17 protein-coding genes and 1 riboswitch are annotated in these 16,813 nt (G+C 68.4%); of the genes, 7 read left to right on the forward strand and 10 right to left on the reverse strand.

The window, feature by feature from the left end:
• Window positions 1–5: 5 nt before the first annotated feature.
• From CEK29_RS21830 to CEK29_RS21855, 6 genes are all read left to right on the forward strand, one after another.
• Window positions 6–683 carry a 5-formyltetrahydrofolate cyclo-ligase gene (locus CEK29_RS21830; protein ID WP_094859327.1) on the forward strand — a complete coding sequence of 226 codons (678 nt, stop codon included), beginning with the start codon at window positions 6–8 and terminating at the stop codon, window positions 681–683.
• A gap of 272 nt (window positions 684–955) precedes the next feature.
• Window positions 956–2,386 carry a circularly permuted type 2 ATP-grasp protein gene (locus tag CEK29_RS21835; RefSeq protein WP_094804713.1) on the forward strand — a complete coding sequence of 477 codons (1,431 nt, stop codon included), beginning with the start codon at window positions 956–958 and terminating at the stop codon, window positions 2,384–2,386.
• A gap of 16 nt (window positions 2,387–2,402) precedes the next feature.
• Complete coding sequence (locus tag CEK29_RS21840) at window positions 2,403–3,347, forward strand: alpha-E domain-containing protein (protein ID WP_094804715.1); 945 nt, start codon at window positions 2,403–2,405, stop codon at window positions 3,345–3,347.
• Between the two features lie 16 nt (window positions 3,348–3,363).
• On the forward strand, window positions 3,364–4,167 hold the full coding sequence (locus tag CEK29_RS21845) for a transglutaminase family protein (RefSeq protein WP_094859328.1): 804 nt from the start codon (window positions 3,364–3,366) through the stop codon (window positions 4,165–4,167).
• Window positions 4,168–4,258: 91 nt separating this feature from the next.
• Window positions 4,259–5,125 carry a proteasome-type protease gene (locus tag CEK29_RS21850; protein WP_094859329.1) on the forward strand — a complete coding sequence of 289 codons (867 nt, stop codon included), beginning with the start codon at window positions 4,259–4,261 and terminating at the stop codon, window positions 5,123–5,125.
• A 315-nt stretch (window positions 5,126–5,440) separates the two neighbouring features.
• Window positions 5,441–6,421: a tripartite tricarboxylate transporter substrate-binding protein gene (locus CEK29_RS21855; protein ID WP_094859330.1), complete on the forward strand. Its 981-nt coding sequence runs from the start codon at window positions 5,441–5,443 to the stop codon at window positions 6,419–6,421.
• 68 nt (window positions 6,422–6,489) lie between these two features.
• Here the strand turns inward: CEK29_RS21855 and metF are convergent, their stop codons facing one another.
• The 9 genes from metF to CEK29_RS21900 all read right to left on the reverse strand — a co-directional run bounded on the left by metF (window position 6,490) and on the right by CEK29_RS21900 (window position 14,959).
• The gene (gene metF, locus CEK29_RS21860; RefSeq protein WP_094804723.1) at window positions 6,490–7,332 is read right to left on the reverse strand and encodes a methylenetetrahydrofolate reductase [NAD(P)H]; all 843 of its coding nucleotides are present in this window, start codon (window positions 7,330–7,332) and stop codon (window positions 6,490–6,492) included.
• On the reverse strand, window positions 7,332–7,667 hold the full coding sequence (locus CEK29_RS21865) for a phage holin family protein (protein WP_094804725.1): 336 nt from the start codon (window positions 7,665–7,667) through the stop codon (window positions 7,332–7,334). The genes metF and CEK29_RS21865 overlap by 1 nt, the downstream gene beginning before the upstream one ends.
• Before the next feature lie 71 nt (window positions 7,668–7,738).
• Entirely contained in the window at window positions 7,739–9,157 is a 1,419-nt protein-coding gene (ahcY, locus tag CEK29_RS21870; RefSeq protein ID WP_094804727.1) for an adenosylhomocysteinase, read from the reverse strand.
• Window positions 9,158–9,271: 114 nt separating this feature from the next.
• A riboswitch (S-adenosyl-L-homocysteine riboswitch) is annotated at window positions 9,272–9,402 on the reverse strand.
• Between the two features lie 50 nt (window positions 9,403–9,452).
• On the reverse strand, window positions 9,453–10,493 hold the full coding sequence (locus CEK29_RS21875; protein ID WP_094804729.1) for a glycosyltransferase family 4 protein: 1,041 nt from the start codon (window positions 10,491–10,493) through the stop codon (window positions 9,453–9,455).
• Between the two features lie 74 nt (window positions 10,494–10,567).
• A complete protein-coding gene (locus tag CEK29_RS24155) occupies window positions 10,568–10,786 on the reverse strand; it encodes a DUF1289 domain-containing protein (RefSeq protein ID WP_249279218.1) in 219 nt (72 codons plus the stop codon).
• Window positions 10,787–10,941: 155 nt separating this feature from the next.
• Window positions 10,942–11,847 (reverse strand): alpha/beta fold hydrolase, encoded by a 906-nt coding sequence (locus tag CEK29_RS21885; RefSeq protein ID WP_094859331.1) that lies wholly within the window; start codon window positions 11,845–11,847, stop codon window positions 10,942–10,944.
• Complete coding sequence (gene leuD, locus CEK29_RS21890; protein WP_094804735.1) at window positions 11,844–12,509, reverse strand: 3-isopropylmalate dehydratase small subunit; 666 nt, start codon at window positions 12,507–12,509, stop codon at window positions 11,844–11,846. The genes CEK29_RS21885 and leuD overlap by 4 nt, the downstream gene beginning before the upstream one ends.
• Window positions 12,506–13,945, reverse strand: coding sequence for a 3-isopropylmalate dehydratase large subunit (gene leuC, locus CEK29_RS21895; RefSeq protein ID WP_094859332.1), 1,440 nt, complete (start codon window positions 13,943–13,945; stop codon window positions 12,506–12,508). The genes leuD and leuC overlap by 4 nt, the downstream gene beginning before the upstream one ends.
• A 57-nt stretch (window positions 13,946–14,002) precedes the next feature.
• Window positions 14,003–14,959 carry a tripartite tricarboxylate transporter substrate binding protein gene (locus CEK29_RS21900; RefSeq protein WP_094859463.1) on the reverse strand — a complete coding sequence of 319 codons (957 nt, stop codon included), beginning with the start codon at window positions 14,957–14,959 and terminating at the stop codon, window positions 14,003–14,005.
• Between the two features lie 202 nt (window positions 14,960–15,161).
• On the opposite strand from CEK29_RS21900, the gene CEK29_RS21905 reads away from it, so the two are divergent.
• Window positions 15,162–16,085 carry a LysR family transcriptional regulator gene (locus CEK29_RS21905; RefSeq protein WP_094859333.1) on the forward strand — a complete coding sequence of 308 codons (924 nt, stop codon included), beginning with the start codon at window positions 15,162–15,164 and terminating at the stop codon, window positions 16,083–16,085.
• A gap of 6 nt (window positions 16,086–16,091) precedes the next feature.
• On the opposite strand, the gene CEK29_RS21910 is transcribed toward CEK29_RS21905, so the two are convergent.
• Window positions 16,092–16,760 carry a GntR family transcriptional regulator gene (locus CEK29_RS21910; protein WP_094859334.1) on the reverse strand — a complete coding sequence of 223 codons (669 nt, stop codon included), beginning with the start codon at window positions 16,758–16,760 and terminating at the stop codon, window positions 16,092–16,094.
• Window positions 16,761–16,813: the final 53 nt, after the last annotated feature.

Raw genomic sequence — 16,813 nt, forward strand, 5'->3', positions numbered from 1 at the left:
ACCGCATGCACAACGAAAATTATGCAGAGAATACCGCAGTCGCGTTACGTACGCGATTGCGCCAGGCCCGCGCCGCGCTGCCCGAAGAGGCGCGCGCCCGTGGCGCTCTGCTCATGCGCGCCCGGCTGTTCACCTGGTCCAATCTGGCACGCGAGGCCCTGGCCGAGGCCGGGCAAGCGCTCAAGCGCATCGCCGCGTTCTGGCCCCTGGCCGACGAGCCCGATCTGCGCCCCCTGCTCGAGCAATGGGTGCTGGCCGGATACGAGGTCTGCCTGCCGGTGATCGCGCAGCGCGACGCTGCGCTCGAATTCCGTCTCTGGACCCCCGACGCCGCCATGCGCGCGGGCGTGCATGGCATCGCCGAACCGGCCGATGGCGCCGTGGTGCAGCCGGACGTGATCCTGGTGCCGACGCTCGGGTACACCCTGGCGGCCGATCGTCTGGGTTACGGCGGCGGCTACTACGACCGCACCCTGGCGGCGTTGCATGATCAGGGCATCGACCCGATCACGATCGGCGTTGCCTGGACCGAAGGCCTGCTGCCCGACGACTACGCGCCCGCCGCGCATGATTTTCCGCTCGACGCCATCCTGACCCCCGAGGGCTGGATGCCGGACGCCCCGCTGGGCACGGGCGGGACGGCCCAGGGCAGCGCCGGCGTACAGCGCTTCCTGCTGAACTGAACCCCGCTCCGGCGCGCCTGCCTGCGCCGGGGACGCACCACATCGAGGCCGGGCCGGTGCCCGATTCCGTGCCGCGCCGGCCTGCGCGCCGCCACGCGCGCCGCGCGGCCGCCCCATCGCGGCGCATGGCCGCCCGCGCGTACGCCGCGCGCCTGATCCTGGCTCCATGCCGTGCAAAGCTGGCATGGCTGTTGCTTGTGCCCATGACATGAATAAAGGCGTCTGCATGACGCCCGCGCCGCCCCGCGGCGCCATACCCAGCAGGAGATGCCATGCTCGATGCCGTCACGCGGCCCGTCGCCTTCGACGAGATGTACGACACCCAGGGAAAGGTGCGCCCGCATTACCGCGCCTTCGCCCAATGGCTGGCCGGCGAACCCCCGGACGCGATGAGCGCGCGGCAGATCGAGGCCGATCTCAACTTCCGCAAGGTAGGCATCACGTTCTCGGTCGCGGGCGACGCCGCAGGCACCGAACGCCTGATCCCGTTCGATCTGGTGCCGCGCATCATTCCCGCCGAAGAATGGCGCCGGCTCGATGCCGGCCTGAAGCAGCGGGTCCGCGCGCTCAACCGCTTCATCCACGACATCTATCACGACCACGACATCGTGCGCGCCGGCATCATTCCGGCCGAACAGGTCTTTCTGAATGCGCAGTACCGTCCCGAGATGCAGGACATCGACGTGGCCGAAGGCATCTATTGCCACGTGGCCGGCGTGGACATCGTGCGGGCCGGCGCGGGCGAGTTCTACGTGCTCGAGGACAATCTGCGCGTGCCCTCCGGCGTGTCGTACATGCTCGAAAACCGCAAGATGTCGATGCGGCTGCTGCCGGAGGCGTTTTCGCGCATCAAGATCCAGCCGGTGGCGCACTATCCCGACCTGCTGCTCGACAACCTGCGCGAGGTGGCGCCGAACGTGAGCGACGAGCCCACCGTGGTGGTGCTCACCCCCGGCATGTACAACTCCGCCTACTTCGAGCACGCGTTTCTGGCGCAGCAGATGGGCGTGGAGCTGGTCGAGGGCCAGGATCTGTTCGTGGACCAGAACACGGTGTACATGCGCACCACGCGCGGCCCGCGCCGCGTCGACGTGATCTACCGCCGGCTCGACGACGACTTCCTCGATCCGCTGTCGTTTCGCGCCGACTCCGTGCTGGGCGTGCCCGGCCTGCTGTCGGCGTACCGCGCCGGCCGCATCACGCTGGCCAATGCCATCGGCACCGGCATCGCCGACGACAAGTCGACCTATCTGTACGTGCCGGACATGATCCGCTTCTATCTCGGCGAAGAACCCATCCTGTCGAACGTGCCGACCTGGCAATGCGCCCGCTCCGACGAACTCTCGCACGTGCTGGCCAACATGCACGAGCTGGTGGTCAAGGAAGTGCACGGCGCGGGCGGCTACGGCATGCTCGTGGGCCCGACGGCCACGCGGGCGCAGGTCGAGGCCTTCAAGGATCGCGTGCGCGCCAACCCGGCCAACTACATCGCGCAGCCCACGCTGGCCCTCTCGACCACGCCGACTTATGTCGAGGCAGGCGTGGCGCCGCGTCATGTGGATCTGCGCCCGTACGTGCTGTGCGGCAAGGACATCCGTACCGTGCCGGGCGGCCTGTGCCGCGTGGCGCTCGTCGAAGGCTCGCTGGTGGTCAACAGCAGCCAGGGCGGCGGCACCAAGGACACCTGGGTGCTGGAAGACTGACTCGCGGAGAACCGACATGCTGAGCCGAACCGCCGACCATCTGTTCTGGATGTGCCGCTACATCGAACGCGCCGAGAACACCGCGCGCATGCTGGACGTGAACCTGCAGATGTCGCTGCTGCCGCAGGATCCGCTCACGCGGGACAACTCCTGGCGCGCGCTGCTGCGCATCTCCGAGCTGCAACACGGGTATCGCGACAAGTATCCCGAGGTCACGCCGGAAAGCGTGCTGCATTACATGGTGCGCGACCCCGACAATCAATCGTCGATCTACGCCTGCCTGCGTTCCGCGCGCGAAAACGCCCGCGCCGTGCGCGGCAGCCTCACCACCGAGGTCTGGGAAACCTACAACACCACCTGGCTCGATCTGCAGAAGCGGTTGCAGGGCGACCAGCTCGAGCGCAACCCGGGCGAGTTTTTCGAGTGGGTGAAGTTCCGCTCGCATCTGGCGCGCGGCGTCACGGTCGGCACCATGCTCGAAGACGAGGCCATGGTGTTCCTGCGGCTGGGCATGCACCTGGAGCGCGCCGACAACACGGCGCGGCTGCTGGACGTGAAGTTTCACGAAGGCGAAGACGCCGACCAGGGCGTGAACAGCGAGTTTTACCGCTGGTCGGCCATTCTGAGCTCGGTGTCGGGCCTGGAGGTGTATCGCAAGGTCTATCGCGACGTCATCACGCCGGACCGGGTGGCCGAGCTGCTGATCCTGCGCGCCGACATGCCGCGCTCGCTCGTGGCATCGATCGGAGCGGTCTCCGACGATCTCGCGCGCGTGTCGAACCAGCGCTCGGCCGAGACGGAACGCCGCGCCGGCATGCTTTGTGCGGAGCTGCGCTATGCCCGCGTCGAAGACATTCTGCGCGGCGGCGGTCTGCACCGCTTTCTCGAACGCTTCCTGGATCGTGTGAACGATCTGGGCAATCGCGTCAGCCAGGACTTCCTGCTGCCACTGTCGGTCTGACGCCCCCGGAGCCCCCATGAAACATTTGATCCGCCACGTGACGCGCTACCGCTACACAGCGCCGGTGAGCTACAGCATTCAGGTGTTGCGCCTCACGCCCCGGCTCGACGATCACCAGCGTGCGCTGCGCTGGCACATCGAAGCGCCGGGTCCGCTCGCCGAACAGGTCGACGCCTACGGCAATATCACGCACACCCTCACGCTCACGCGGCCGCACGATGAGATCGAGCTGCGCGTGACCGGCCATATCGAGATCGACAACCTGCCCGAGGGCCGCCTGCACCACGACGACAGCCGCCTGCCGCTGCACGCTTTCTGCGTGCAGACGCCGCTCACGCAGAGCGTCGCGGCCATCCATGACTTCACCCGGGCCGTGCTGCCCGGCGGCATGCACACCCCCGCCGATGCGCTGGCGCTGGCCGAGGCGATCTGCGGCCGCGTGGCCTACGAGCCCGGCACCACGGATGTGACCACCGCGGCCGAAGAGGTGCTCGCCCTGGGCCACGGCGTGTGCCAGGACCACGCGCATCTCTATCTGGCCTGCGTGCGCGGCATGGGCCTGCCCGCGCGCTATGTGAGCGGCTATCTCTACACCGAGGCCGAGCACGCGGCCAGCCATGCCTGGGTCGACGTCTGGCTGGCGGGACAGGGCTGGGTCAGCGTGGACGTCACCAACCGCCAGTTCGCGTCGGATTGCCACTGCCGCCTGGCGGTGGCGCGCGACTACGATTCCGCCTCGCCGGTGCGCGGCGTGCGCAGCGGCGGCGGCGAAGAATCCATGAGCGTAACGGTGCAGGTCCAGCAGGCCGCGCAGCAGTAGGATTCGAGGGACGCAACACTGGCCGCCCCGTGCGCGCCGGCGCGCCCCTCCCCTACAATATCGGGGCACGATTTTCGTCCTCCCTGTTTCCATGACCTACTGCATCGCCGCCCAACTCGACCAAGGCCTGGTCTTTCTGTCCGACTCGCGCACCAATGCGGGCGTGGACCAGATCAGCATCTTCCGCAAGCTCAGTGTGTTTGAGCTGCCGGGCGAGCGCGTCATGGTGCTCATGACCTCGGGCAATCTGGCGGTGTCGCAGGCGGTGGTCAATACGCTGGCCCAGGAAGACGCCAATCGGGCCGATTCGATCTGGCGCGTGCCGAACATGTTCGAGGCCGCGCGCCGGGTCGGCGATGCGGTACGTCAGGTTCATGCGCGCGACGCGGCCTCCCTGCATGACCAGGGCGTGGAGTTCAACGTCAACCTGATCTTCGGCGGCCAGATCGGCCAGGAGCGCTGCCGGCTGTTCCAGATCTACGCGGCCGGCAACTTCATCGAAGCCACGCCGGAATGCCCGTACTTCCAGATCGGCGAGTCCAAGTATGGCAAGCCCATCCTCGACCGCGTGCTGCAGCCCGACACCTCGCTCGACGAGGCCGCCAAGTGCGCCCTGATCTCGATGGATTCGACCTTGCGCTCCAACATCTCGGTCGGCCTGCCGCTCGATCTGCTGGTTTACGAAGCCGACAATCTGCGCGTGACGCACTTCGCCAGCATCGATGATCACAACGAGTATTTTTCGATGATCCGCAGCTCCTGGGGCGAACGCCTGCGCCAGGTGTTCGCCGAGATCCCGGATCCGCTCTGGACCCGCCCGGATGGCCCGGACTCGCTGGTGCCGGCCCACCGCGAGCATCAGCCGGTGCGCATCGCGCCCGTCGGGCTCAACACGAGCGGCGACTACGCGACGCCGCAGGCCCTGGCCCAGGGCAGCCCGGGCCAGCAGCCGACCTGAGCGACGCGCGCCCTTCGCGGGCGCGTCTGGACGAGTCCGCCTCACGGATCACGCCTCGTTGGTCACGCCTCGCCGGGCGCACCTCGCTGGCCGGCCGCACCTCGCCGGCCGCCCCTCGCCGGGCGCACCTAGCCGGCCGCACTTAGCCGGCCGCCCCTAGCCGGGCGCCCCACGTTATCCCCATACGGGGCAACCCGCATTTCGCGCTCGCTAAGCAGCGCTTCGGTAAAGCCAAATTCCCCTGCCGCCGTCCCTGTCCGACACTAGCCGATCCCTGCCGCCACGTCCGGCGGGTCACAAGAACAGGAGCGAGACATGGAATTTCCCCGTATCCGCACGGCCGTCCTGGCCGGCGCGCTGGCGCTGACTGGCCCGGCCCTGGCCCAATCGGGCTTTCCCACGCATGCCATCACGCTGGTGGTGCCCTTCGCCGCGGGCGGGCCCACCGATGTGGTCGCGCGTGCGCTGGGCGCCTCCATGGCCAAGACGCTGGGCCAGAGTATCGTCGTCGAGAACCGCACCGGCGCGGGGGGCACCCTGGCGCCGAACTTCGTGGCGCGCGCCAATGCCGACGGCTACACCTTGCTGATCCACCACAACGGCATGGCGACCGCGCCGGCGCTGTATCGCAAGCTGCCCTACGATCCGCTCAAGGACTTCGCCTACGTGGGCCAGGTCGCGGATGTGCCCATGACCGTGCTGGCGCGCAAGGATCTGCCGCCCAGCGATCTGGGCGGCTTCATCAAGTATGCGCGTGAACAGGGCAGCAAGATCAACCTCGCCAACGCCGGGCCGGGCGCGGTGTCGCAGCTGTGCGGCATGCTGCTGCAGGAGGCCATCGGCACGCAGTTCACCACCATCCCCTACGCCGGCACGGCGCCCGCGATGAGCGCGCTGCTGGGCCAGCAGGTGGATGTGCTGTGCGACCAGACCACGCAGACCATTCCGCAGATCAAGTCGGGCAACGTGAAGTTCTACGGCGTCACCACGCTGGACCGCATCAAGGCGCTGCCCGACGCGCCCACGTTGCAGGAAGGCGGGCTCAAGGGCTTCGAGGTGAAGGTGTGGCACGGCATCTATGCGCCCAAGGGCACGCCGCCCGCCGCCATCGACAAGATCAACGCGGCGCTGCGCGCGGCGCTCGAGGATCCCGCGTTCACGCAGCGCATGGCCGAGCTGGGCGCCGAGATCGTGCCGCCCGCCAAGCGGACGCCACAAGGCCTGCAAAGCTGGCTGCAGGCCGAGACGGACAAGTGGGGTGCGATGATCCGCAAGGCGGGCGTCTACGCCGACTGAAGCCGCTGGGCGCGCAGCATGCAAAACGGCACCCGAGGGTGCCGTTTTGCATGGAAGGCCGGGATCGTTCAGAGATCGAGGTTCTTCCAGATGGACAGCGTGGCGTCGCCCTGGTTGAGCGTGTAGAAATGCAGGCCCGGCGCGCCGTTGTCGAGCAGGGTCTGGCACAGCTCGGTCACCACCTCGGCGCCGAACGCGCGGATCGAGGCCTTGTCGTCGCCGAACTCGGCCAGACGCAGCCGGATCCAGCGCGGCAGCTCTGCGCCGCACATCTCGGAGAAGCGCGACAGCTGGCTGTAGTTGGTGATGGGCATGATGCCCGGCACGATCGGCACGGTCACGCCACGCGCGCGCGCACGATCGACGAAGTCGAAGTACGCATCGGCGTTGAAGAAATACTGCGTGATCGCGGCGTTGGCGCCGGCCTGGACCTTGGTCACGAAATGATCGAGGTCCACGGTCGGGCTGACCGCCTGCGGGTGCATCTCGGGATAGGCCGCCACTTCGATGTGGAACCAATCACCGGTTTCTTCGCGAATGAAGCGCACCAGGTCGCTGGCATAGCGCAGCTCGCCGGCGTCGCCGCCCATGCCCGAAGGCAGGTCGCCACGCAGGGCCACCACACGCTTGATACCCTCGGCGCGGTAACGCGCCAGGATCTCGCGCAGCTGGTCGCGCGTGGCGCCGATGCACGACAGATGCGGCGCCGCGTCGCACCCCAGATTGGAGAGCGTGCGAACCGTATCGGCCGTGCCTTCGCGCGTCGAGCCGCCCGCGCCGAACGTGACGCTGACGTACTTCGGCTGCATCGCCAGCAACTGCTTGGCCGCGCGCACCAGGCGCTCTTGCGCCGCGATGTCTCGCGGCGGAAAGAACTCCAGGCTGAGCGCGGGAGGGGTGGTCTGAGTCATCAGGGAATCAACTTGGTCAGCAGACCGGAGATGAGGCTATACAGGATCGCCCCGGCCACGGCCCACCAGAAGCCATTGACCTGGAACCCGCGCAGCACGGAGCCGGCGAACCAGAACAACAGCGCGTTGAGGACGAGCAGGAACAATCCGAGGGTCACGATCGTGATGGGCAGCGTGAGCAGCACCAATACCGGCTTGACCAGCATGTTGAGCAGGCCCAGCACCAGCGCCGCGATGAGCGCGGAACCGAAGCTTGCCACCGCGATGCCGGGCAAGAGGTACGCCACGGCCAGCAAGGCCACGGCGTTCAGGATCCAGACGAGTATCAATGCCATGATCGTTCTCCTGTGAGTAGCGAGGCCCGCGCCACTGCGGCGCGGGCTCTGCCCCTTATTGTGCTACAGGATCAATAGCGGTAGTGACCCGGCTTGAAGGGGCCTTCGACCGGCACGCCGATGTAGTCGGCCTGGGCCTGCGACAGCGTGGAGAGGTTCACGCCCAGCTTCTTCAGATGCAGGCGCGCGACCTTTTCGTCGAGGTGCTTGGGCAGCACATAGACCTGACCCGAGGTGTAGGCTTCGTTGCGCGTGAACAGCTCGATCTGCGCGATGGTCTGGTTGGCGAACGACGAGGACATCACGAACGAGGGGTGGCCGGTGGCGCAGCCCAGGTTCACGAGACGGCCCTTGGCCAGCAGGATGATGCGCTTGCCATCCGGGAAGATGACGTGATCGACCTGCGGCTTGATCTCTTCCCATTGCAGGTCTTCGATCGAGGCGACGTCGATTTCGTTGTCGAAGTGGCCGATGTTGCAGACGATGGCCTGGTCTTTCATGGCGTCCATGTGGGCGCGCGTGATGACGTTGTAGTTGCCGGTGGCGGTCACGAAGATGTCGGCGTGCTTGGCCGCTTCTTCCATGGTCACGACCTTGAAGCCTTCCATCGCGGCCTGCAGGGCGCAGATCGGATCGATTTCGGTGACCCACACCTGGGCGCGCAGCGCGACCAGCGCCTGGGCGCAGCCCTTGCCCACGTCGCCGTAGCCGGCCACGACCGCGACCTTGCCCGCGACCATCACGTCGGTGGCGCGCTTGATGCCGTCGACCAGCGACTCACGGCAGCCGTACAGGTTGTCGAACTTCGACTTGGTGACGGAATCGTTGACGTTGATGGCGGCGAAGGCCAGATCGCCCTTCTGGGACATCTGGTACAGACGATGCACGCCGGTCGTCGTTTCTTCGGTCACGCCCTTGACCTCGGCCAGACGGGCCGAGTACCACTTCGGATCACGCGCCAGCGTTTCCTTGATGGCGGCGAACAGCACGCGCTCTTCTTCGCTGCCCGGCTTGGCCAGCACCGAGATGTCCTTCTCGGCCTTGGCGCCCAGGTGCAGCAGCAGGGTCGCGTCGCCGCCGTCGTCCAGGATCATGTTGGCGTGACGGTCTTGCGGCCACTCGAAAATCTTGTGGGTGTACTGCCAGTACTCTTCGAGGGTTTCGCCCTTGATGGCGAACACGGGGGTGCCGGTCGCGGCGATGGCGGCGGCGGCGTGGTCCTGGGTCGAGAAGATGTTGCACGAGGCCCAGCGCACTTCGGCGCCCAGGGCCACCAGCGTTTCGATCAGCACGCCGGTCTGGATGGTCATGTGCAGGCTGCCGGCGATGCGGGCACCCTTGAGCGGCTGGCTGGCGGCGAATTCTTCGCGGATCGCCATCAGGCCGGGCATTTCGGTTTCGGCGATCGCGAGCTCGCGGCGGCCCCAGCCGGCCAGGCCCATGTCGGCGACGATGTAGTCGGCAACGGATTTGTCGGTCACTGCATTCATGGTGTGAAACTCCACGTGGATAAGGTCAACGGCATTGGTCATCGCAACCGGCCGGACAACGCGAAGCACACACCGGAATCCTCGGCGCGCAATCGCCTTTCCCGCCCGAAGCGACAAAGGTGAGCGCCGTTGCTGCTGCCAGACCGCGATGCGATCCGACTGAACAAGGATTCCTGAGCCTGGCGATCCTGGCGCGGCGGGTGCATGGCACTCACCGGCGGTTCGTCGCAGCGCTCCTCAGGGATTGCGCCATTGTAGCGTCTGGGCGAGGGGCGCGAAAACCCCGAATAACATGTCATGCGCTCTGGATGCTCGGCTCGCTCCAGGCGGCGCGGCCGTCGATCGGGACGAGGGCGGCGAGCAGGTCGTGGGCGATGGCGTCCCAGGTGCGGGTGAGCGCATGGGCGCGCACCGTGGCGCGATCCAGGGTCAGGGCCTGCGTGCAGGCGCGGGCGAGGTCCGCGTCGATGTATCCGGTGACGCCGTTGCGCACCACGGCGCGCGGCGCTTCGGTATCGAAGGCGGCCACCGGCGTGCCGCACGCCATGGCCTCCAGCATCACCAGGCCGAAGGTATCGGTCAGGCTCGGAAAGACGAACACGTCCGCGGCGCTGTAGAACGACGGCAGTTGCGCGTCGGCCTGCGGCCCCAGGAAGTGCGCGTTGGGAAACTTCTTGCGCAGCCGCGCCTCGTCGGGCCCGCCGCCCGCCACCACTTTGCTGCCCGGGATGTCGAGCGACAGAAACGCGTCGAGGTTCTTCTCGCGGGCCACGCGGCCGACCGACAGATAGACCGGCCGCGGCAGGTGGGCGAACGCATCGCGCTCGACCGGCTGAAACTTCTGCCCGTCGACCCCGCGCGACCACACCTGCAGATTCGTGAGACCGCGCGATGCGACGATGTCGCGCACCGTCGGCGTGGGCACCAGCACGCGCTGCGACGGCCGATGGAACCAGCGCATGAAGCGCCACGGCAGCGACGCCGGGATGCCCATGCGGGCCTCGAGATACTCTGGGAACATCGTGTGAAAGCCCGTGGTGAAGCGCCAGCCGCGCGACAGCGCCATGCGGCGCGCCGCCAGCCCCAGCGGGCCCTCGGTCGCGATGTGCAACGCGTCGGGCACCGTGTCGCCCAGCACGCGCCGCAGCTGGCGGCGAGGCTGGATGCACAGGCGCAATTCGGGTTCGGACGGGGCGGGAATGGTGCGGGCGCCCTCGGGGCTCACCACCAGAACGTCGTGGCCCCACTCACGCAGGAGCCGCAACATCGCGGTCCAGGTGCGGACCACGCCATTGACTTGAGGATGCCAGGCATCCGTGACGAGAACGATGCGCATGGGTAGGACCTGTCGTGAGCGATGGCACGATTAGGCCTACGGCAGATGACATGCCAAAGACAGGCGGGCCGGGCTCAGGGCCGGCGCGGATAGCCCTGCGCCAGGATGCGGGTCCAGACGGCCTGCTTCTCTTCTTCGGTCATGAAGACCCAGTTGGCGACTTCCATGGCGCTGCGTCCGCAGCCACGGCAGATCTCGTCGAACAGGGTCGAGCAGATGGCAACGCAGGGCGAATCGGTGGCCGTGAACGCCCGGTCGGCGCCGGTGCGCCCGGCCGGGGCGCTTGCGCCCACGGCAGTGCCGCCGCCCGCGCCGTTGCCCGCCCCCGCCGGCTCGTTCACGTCGGCACGGCGGATCTCGGTCACGCTAAATTCGGGGTCGGAAGAGGCGTTGCGCCGGGGGGCTCGATTCATCGGCGAAGCTTACCATTCGCGCTCCGGCCCCTATTTCATACCCCTGCCGCCGGAGCGTGTATGCCGAAGAACGCCAGCGCCTCGTCGCGCACCGCGTCGGCCGCCTCCTCGGGCAGGTAGTGCGCGGCGTCCAGCGCCCGGCCGTCGACCTCGCGGCAGACCGCCCGCCAGAGATCGAGCACCGCGAAATTGCGGCCGACCGCGCCGCGCTCGCCCCACAGCACCCGCACCGGCATCGCCAGGCGTTCGCCCGCCGCTCGGCCGGCCCGGTCGTGCTCCAGATCGACGGTGGCCGAGGCCCGGTAGTCTTCGCAGATGCCAGTGGCCCAGCCGGGCAGACGCGCGCAACGCTCGTAATCGGCGAGCGCCTCGGGCGTGAAATGCGCCAGCCCGCCCGGCCGTCCGCCCATCACCGACCGGACATAGAAAGCGGGATCGTGGCCGATGAAGGTTTCGGGACCCGGCGCCGGCTGGATCAGCCAGAACCAATGAAAGTACGCCTGCGCGAAGGCCCGCGTGGTGCCTTCGTACATGTCGAGGGTGGGCGCGATGTCGAGCAGCATCATGGCCTGAACGGCCTCGGGCCGATCCAGCCCCAGACGGTGCGCGACCCGGGCGCCGCGATCGTGCGCCAGCACGCTGTAGCGCGGCAGGCCGAGCGCCTGCATGAGCGCGTGCATGTCGGCCGCCATGGTGCGCTTGGCGTGCGCCGAGTGATCGGGCGACGCGGGCGGCTTGGCGCTGTCGCCATAGCCGCGCAGATCCGCGGCCACGCAGGTGTAGCGCTCCGTGAGCGCGGGCCACAGGCGCTGCCAGATCAGATGATTTTGCGGATGACCATGCAGCAACAGCAGCGCCGGGCCCTGGCCCGCGGTGCGGGCGGCGATCTCGATGCCGTTGACCTGATAATGGCGTAGCGGCGCGTCCAGCAATTCACTCATGCGGTTTCCTTGGCAGTCTGGTCCAGCCGCGCGCGAACCCGCGCCGCGGCATCCTGCAACCAGGGCTGGCGCTGCCGGTGCGCAGCTTCGAAGCGCGTGATCTCCGGCAGTTGGCGCAGCGTGGCGCCGATCATGTCCAGCCCCTCGGCCACCATGCCACGCTGACGCGCCGACATCGCAAAATCGTAGCGCACGTCGTCGCCCGCCCGCACCTGACCCGCCAGCACGTCGATCTCGAGTTCGCAGGTGTCCGGCCGCGCCACCCGGCCGAGCAGCGCCTGCACCTGCGCGTCGGGCAGACGGATCAGCAGCAGGCCGTTGTTCATCGCGTTGGCATGAAAGATCTCGCCGTAACTCGGCGCGATGATGGCGCGCACGCCGAACTGCTGCAGGCCCCACACCGCGTGTTCGCGGCTGGAGCCGCAGCCGAAGTTCGGTCCGGCCACGAGGAACGCGGGCTGGCGCCAGGGCGCCTGATTGAGCACGAAGTCGGGGCGCGGCGCGCCGCTGGCGTCGAAGCGCAGGTCGTAGAAGAGCCCGCGGTCCAGACCCGCCTTGTCGATGATGCGCAAGAATTGCTTGGGCATGATCTGGTCGGTGTCAAGATTCGAATACGGCAGCGGCGCGGCCACACCACGCAGCACGGTAGAGGAAGAGGTCATCGCGCGGCTCCCGCGGCTAGCTGCGCATCGATCGTGCGCACGTCGGTGATGCGGCCGGTGAGGGCCGCCGCCGCGGCCATGGCCGGGCTCATCAGGTGGGTCCGGCCGGCGCGTCCCTGCCGTCCCTCGAAATTGCGATTGGTGGTCGACGCGCAGCGCTCACCCGGCGCCAGCATGTCGTCGTTCATGGCCAGGCACATCGAGCAGCCGGGCTGGCGCCATTCGAACCCGGCATCGATCAGGATGCGATCCAGGCCTTCGTCGTGCGCCTGATCGCGCACCGCGCCCGAGCCGGGCACCACCATCGCGCGCACGCCCGGCGCCACATGGCGGCCCTGCACGATCTCGGCCACGCTGCGCAGGTCTTCGATCCGCGCGTTGGTACAGGACCCGATGAAGACGCGGTCGATGGGCACGCCCGCGATGGGCTGGCCCGCCTGCAGCCCAACGTAGTCGAGCGCCTTGCGCGCGGCCAGCGCCTGCAGCGCATCTCCCGCGGCCTCGGGATCCGGCACGACGGCGTCCACCGGCAGGGCCTGATCGGGGCTGGTGCCCCAGGTCACATACGGGGCGATGCCGGCCGCATCGATCGTGAACTCGCGGTCGTACACGGCGTCGGCGTCGCTGTGCAACGACGCCCAGCTGTGGCGCGCGTCCCGCAGCTCTTCGGGCGTGAGGTGCAGCGCGCGGGCACTCACGTAGGCATCGGTGATGGCGTCGGGCGCGATCAGGGCCGCGCGCGCGCCGGCCTCCACCAGCATATTGCACACCGTCATGCGCGCCTCGGCCGAAAGCGCGGCGATGGTCGTGCCGCACAGCTCCACCGCGTAGCCCACCGCGCCCTGCGCGCCGATACGATGCACGATGTAGATGACCAGGTCCTTGGCGCTCACGCCCGGGCCCAGCGCCCCGTCCACGCGCACCCGCATGTTGCGGGCCACGCGGTACACGAGGGTCTGCGTGGCCAGGATGTGCTCGACCTCGGAGGTGCCGATGCCGAAGCCCAGGGCGCCGAGCGCGCCGTAGGTGGTGGTGTGGCTGTCGCCGCAGAGCACCACCATGCCCGGCAGGATCATGCCGTGTTCGGGCGCGATGACATGCTCGATGCCCTGCAGCGGATCGGTGGTGTCGAACAGCGCGATGCCCTGCGCATCGCAGTTGCGCTTGAGGTTGCGCGCCTGCAGCGCGGCGTCGTCCTGCACGATCACGCGATCGCGCGCCGCCACGGGGTGGGTCGGAATCACATGGTCCACCACCGCCATCTGCTGGCGCGGCCGCAACACCTCGCGGCCCCGCGCGGCCAGCCCCGAAAAGGCCTGCGGGCTGGTGTACTCGTTCATGATGTGCAGATCGACATAGAGCAGCACATGCTCGTCGTCGAGCCGTGCCACCTCGTGCGAGGCCACCAGTTTGTCGTAGAGGGTGCTGCCGGTCATGGCCGTTCCTTGCTGCGTGATGAGGGATCGGCGGGCACGCCCGCCGGATCCGGGTGATCAGTTGGCGGTGATGCCCGCTTCCTTGACGATGACGGCCCAGCGCTGCATCTCGTCGGCCACCAACTTGTCGGTCTCGGCCGGCGTGGAAACGAGCGGATCGAAGCCTTCGCGCGCCATGCGCTCGGCCAGTGCCGGCTGCGCCAAGGCGCGGCCGAGCGTGGCGTTGAGCTTCTCGATCACGGCGTCGGGCGTGCCGGCCGGCGCGCTCACCACGAACCAGGTGGTGAAGGCGTAATCGGGCAGACCGGCCTCGGCGATCGTCGGCACGTCGGGCAGCAGCGGCGAGCGCTTGGTGCCGGTCACGCCGAGGGCGCGCAGCTTGCCGGCCTCGACCTGCGGCCGCGCCGCCGACAGCACCGGAAAGCTCATCTGCACCTGGCCGCTGATCGTGTCGACCATGGCCGGACCGCCGCCTTTGTAGGGCACGTGCAGGATCTGCGTCTTCGAGACCGACTTGAACAGCTCGGCCGCCATGTGGAAGGTGCTGCCCGTGCCCGCCGAGCCGAAGCTCCAGGTGTTGGGCGGCTGACTGCGCAACTGGCTCAGCAGCGACTTCAGGTCCTGCGCCGGCAAGTCGCGCGTCACGGTCAGCACGTGTTGCGACGTGCCGATCGTGCCCACGCTGCGCAGGTCCTTGCGCGTGTCGAACGGCATCTCGGCGAAGAGTGCCGGATTGATGGCCAGCGACATGGTGTTGATGGCGAGCGTGTAGCCGTCGGGTTTGGCGCGCGCCACGGCCGCCATGCCGATGTTGCCGGACGCGCCGGCGCGGTTTTCGATCACCAGGCTCTGGCCCAACTCCCGGGCCCAGGCATCCGACACCAGGCGCGCGGCAATGTCGACGCTGCCACCGGGCGCGAACGGCGCGACCAGCGTGATGGCGCGCGCCGGAAACGCGTCGGCGGCCGCGGCCGGCGCGCTCAGGGTGGCGAGAGGCAGTGCGGCGGCCAGCATCAGCGGCGCGCCCAGGCGGTGCGCGCGGGGCCAGGCACAGGTCCAACGGATCCAGCTCTTGTTCATGGTCTTGTCTCCGGAATCGCCGGCCTGCGGGCGGAATGCCGCGGCCGGTCTGCTCGTGGAACCAGTGTATAAGCCTATTCAGAACTTATAATTAACAAGAGAAAAAACCTTTCTTAAATTTGATTTATAAATACCGATGGACGGGCTCTCGGATCTGGCGTTCTTCTCCTTGCTGGTGCGGCACGGCAATCTGTCGGCCGCCGCGCGCGAGCTCGGCCTGACGCCGCCCGCGGTCAGCACCCGGCTGGCCAATCTGGAGCGGCGGCTAGGCGTGCGGCTGCTCAATCGCACCACGCGCCGCATCAGCGTCACCGCCGAAGGCGAGCTTTACCTCGCCGACGGCGCGCGCATCCTGGCCGACCTCGATGCCCTCGAGCGCCGCGTCACCAACACCCGCGAGCGGCCGCAGGGGCTGCTGCGCATCAACGCGACCTTCGGGTTCGGCCGCACGCATCTCGTGCCGGCCATCGCCGATTTCGCGCGCGACTATCCCGACGTGGAGGTGCAACTGCACCTGTCGGATCGGCCCGTGAACCTGCTCGATGAAGGCTACGACGTGGCGATCCGCTTCGGCACGCTGCCCGATGCACGGCTGGTGGCGCGGCTGCTCGCCTCGAACCGCCGGCTGCTTTGCGCGTCACCGCAATACGTGCGGGCCCATGGCGAGCCGCGCACGCCGGCCGATCTCGCCCGTCATCGCTGCATCGTGATCCGCGAAGACGAACTCGCCTACGGCACCTGGCACCTGCAGTCGGGCCAGCGCAGCGAGACCATCAAGGTGCGCGGCGCCCTGTCATCCAATGACGGCGAGAGCGCGCTCGCGTGGGCGCTGGCGGGCCACGGCGTGGTCATGCGGTCGGAATGGGAGGTCATGGCGCACCTGCGCGCCGGCCGTCTGGTCGAGGTGCTGCCGGGCTGGCGCACGCCGCCCGCCGACATTCACGCGCTCTATCCCGAACGGCTGCACCTGCCCGCCAAGACCCGCGTGCTGATCGATTTTCTGGCGGAGCGCTTCGCGAGCCGCGTGCGCACGCCGGGCGGTCCGGCGGAGGTCTGGTAGGCGCGCTCAGTCGTCGGTGCCGCGCGCCACCAGTCGCAGCACCAGATCACGCGCCGAGGCCAGATGCGCCTCGGTCATGGCCCGCGCGTGCGCCCCGTCGCGGGCGCGGCAGGCGCGCAGGATCGTCTCGTGTTCGTGCTGGAAGGCGGGCGTCTCGGCCAGCACGCGGCGTTGCAGCCGCTCGTAGCGTTCGATCTGGATACGCTGGTCGCGGATGGCCTGGACCTGACGCGCATTGCCGCAGGCGCCATAGAGAATCTCGTGAAACTCGCGGTTCAGCGCGTGCTGCCGCGCCGCCGTACCCGCCTCGCCCAGCTGACGGTGCACGCGCTCGGCGCGCGCCAGCGTCACGTCGTCGATCCGGCTCACCGCCCGCTCGATGGCATCGCCCTCGAGCAACATGCGCAGCGCGTAGATGTCGCGCACATCGTCGGCGTGCAGCGTGCGCACCACCGCGCCGCGATGGCGCTGCGTCTGCACCAGCCCCTCGTGTTCGAGCCGCTGGATCGCCTCGCGCATGGGCACGCGGCTGACCGCGAAACGCTCGGCCAGATCGCGCTCCACCAGGCGCGCACCGTCGGCCAGCTCGCCGCGGCAGATCATGTCGCGCAGCGCATCGGCCAGTGCGTCGGCGGCCGACCCCGTGCCGACGGCCTTGGCGGGCAGCCGGTTCATGATCGCCTCGCGCTGAGAAAGGAAATGTCGGACGCTTTGTTCATCTGGCAAAT

This window comes from Bordetella genomosp. 5 (assembly GCF_002261475.1).
Lineage (GTDB): Bacteria > Pseudomonadota > Gammaproteobacteria > Burkholderiales > Burkholderiaceae_B > Bordetella.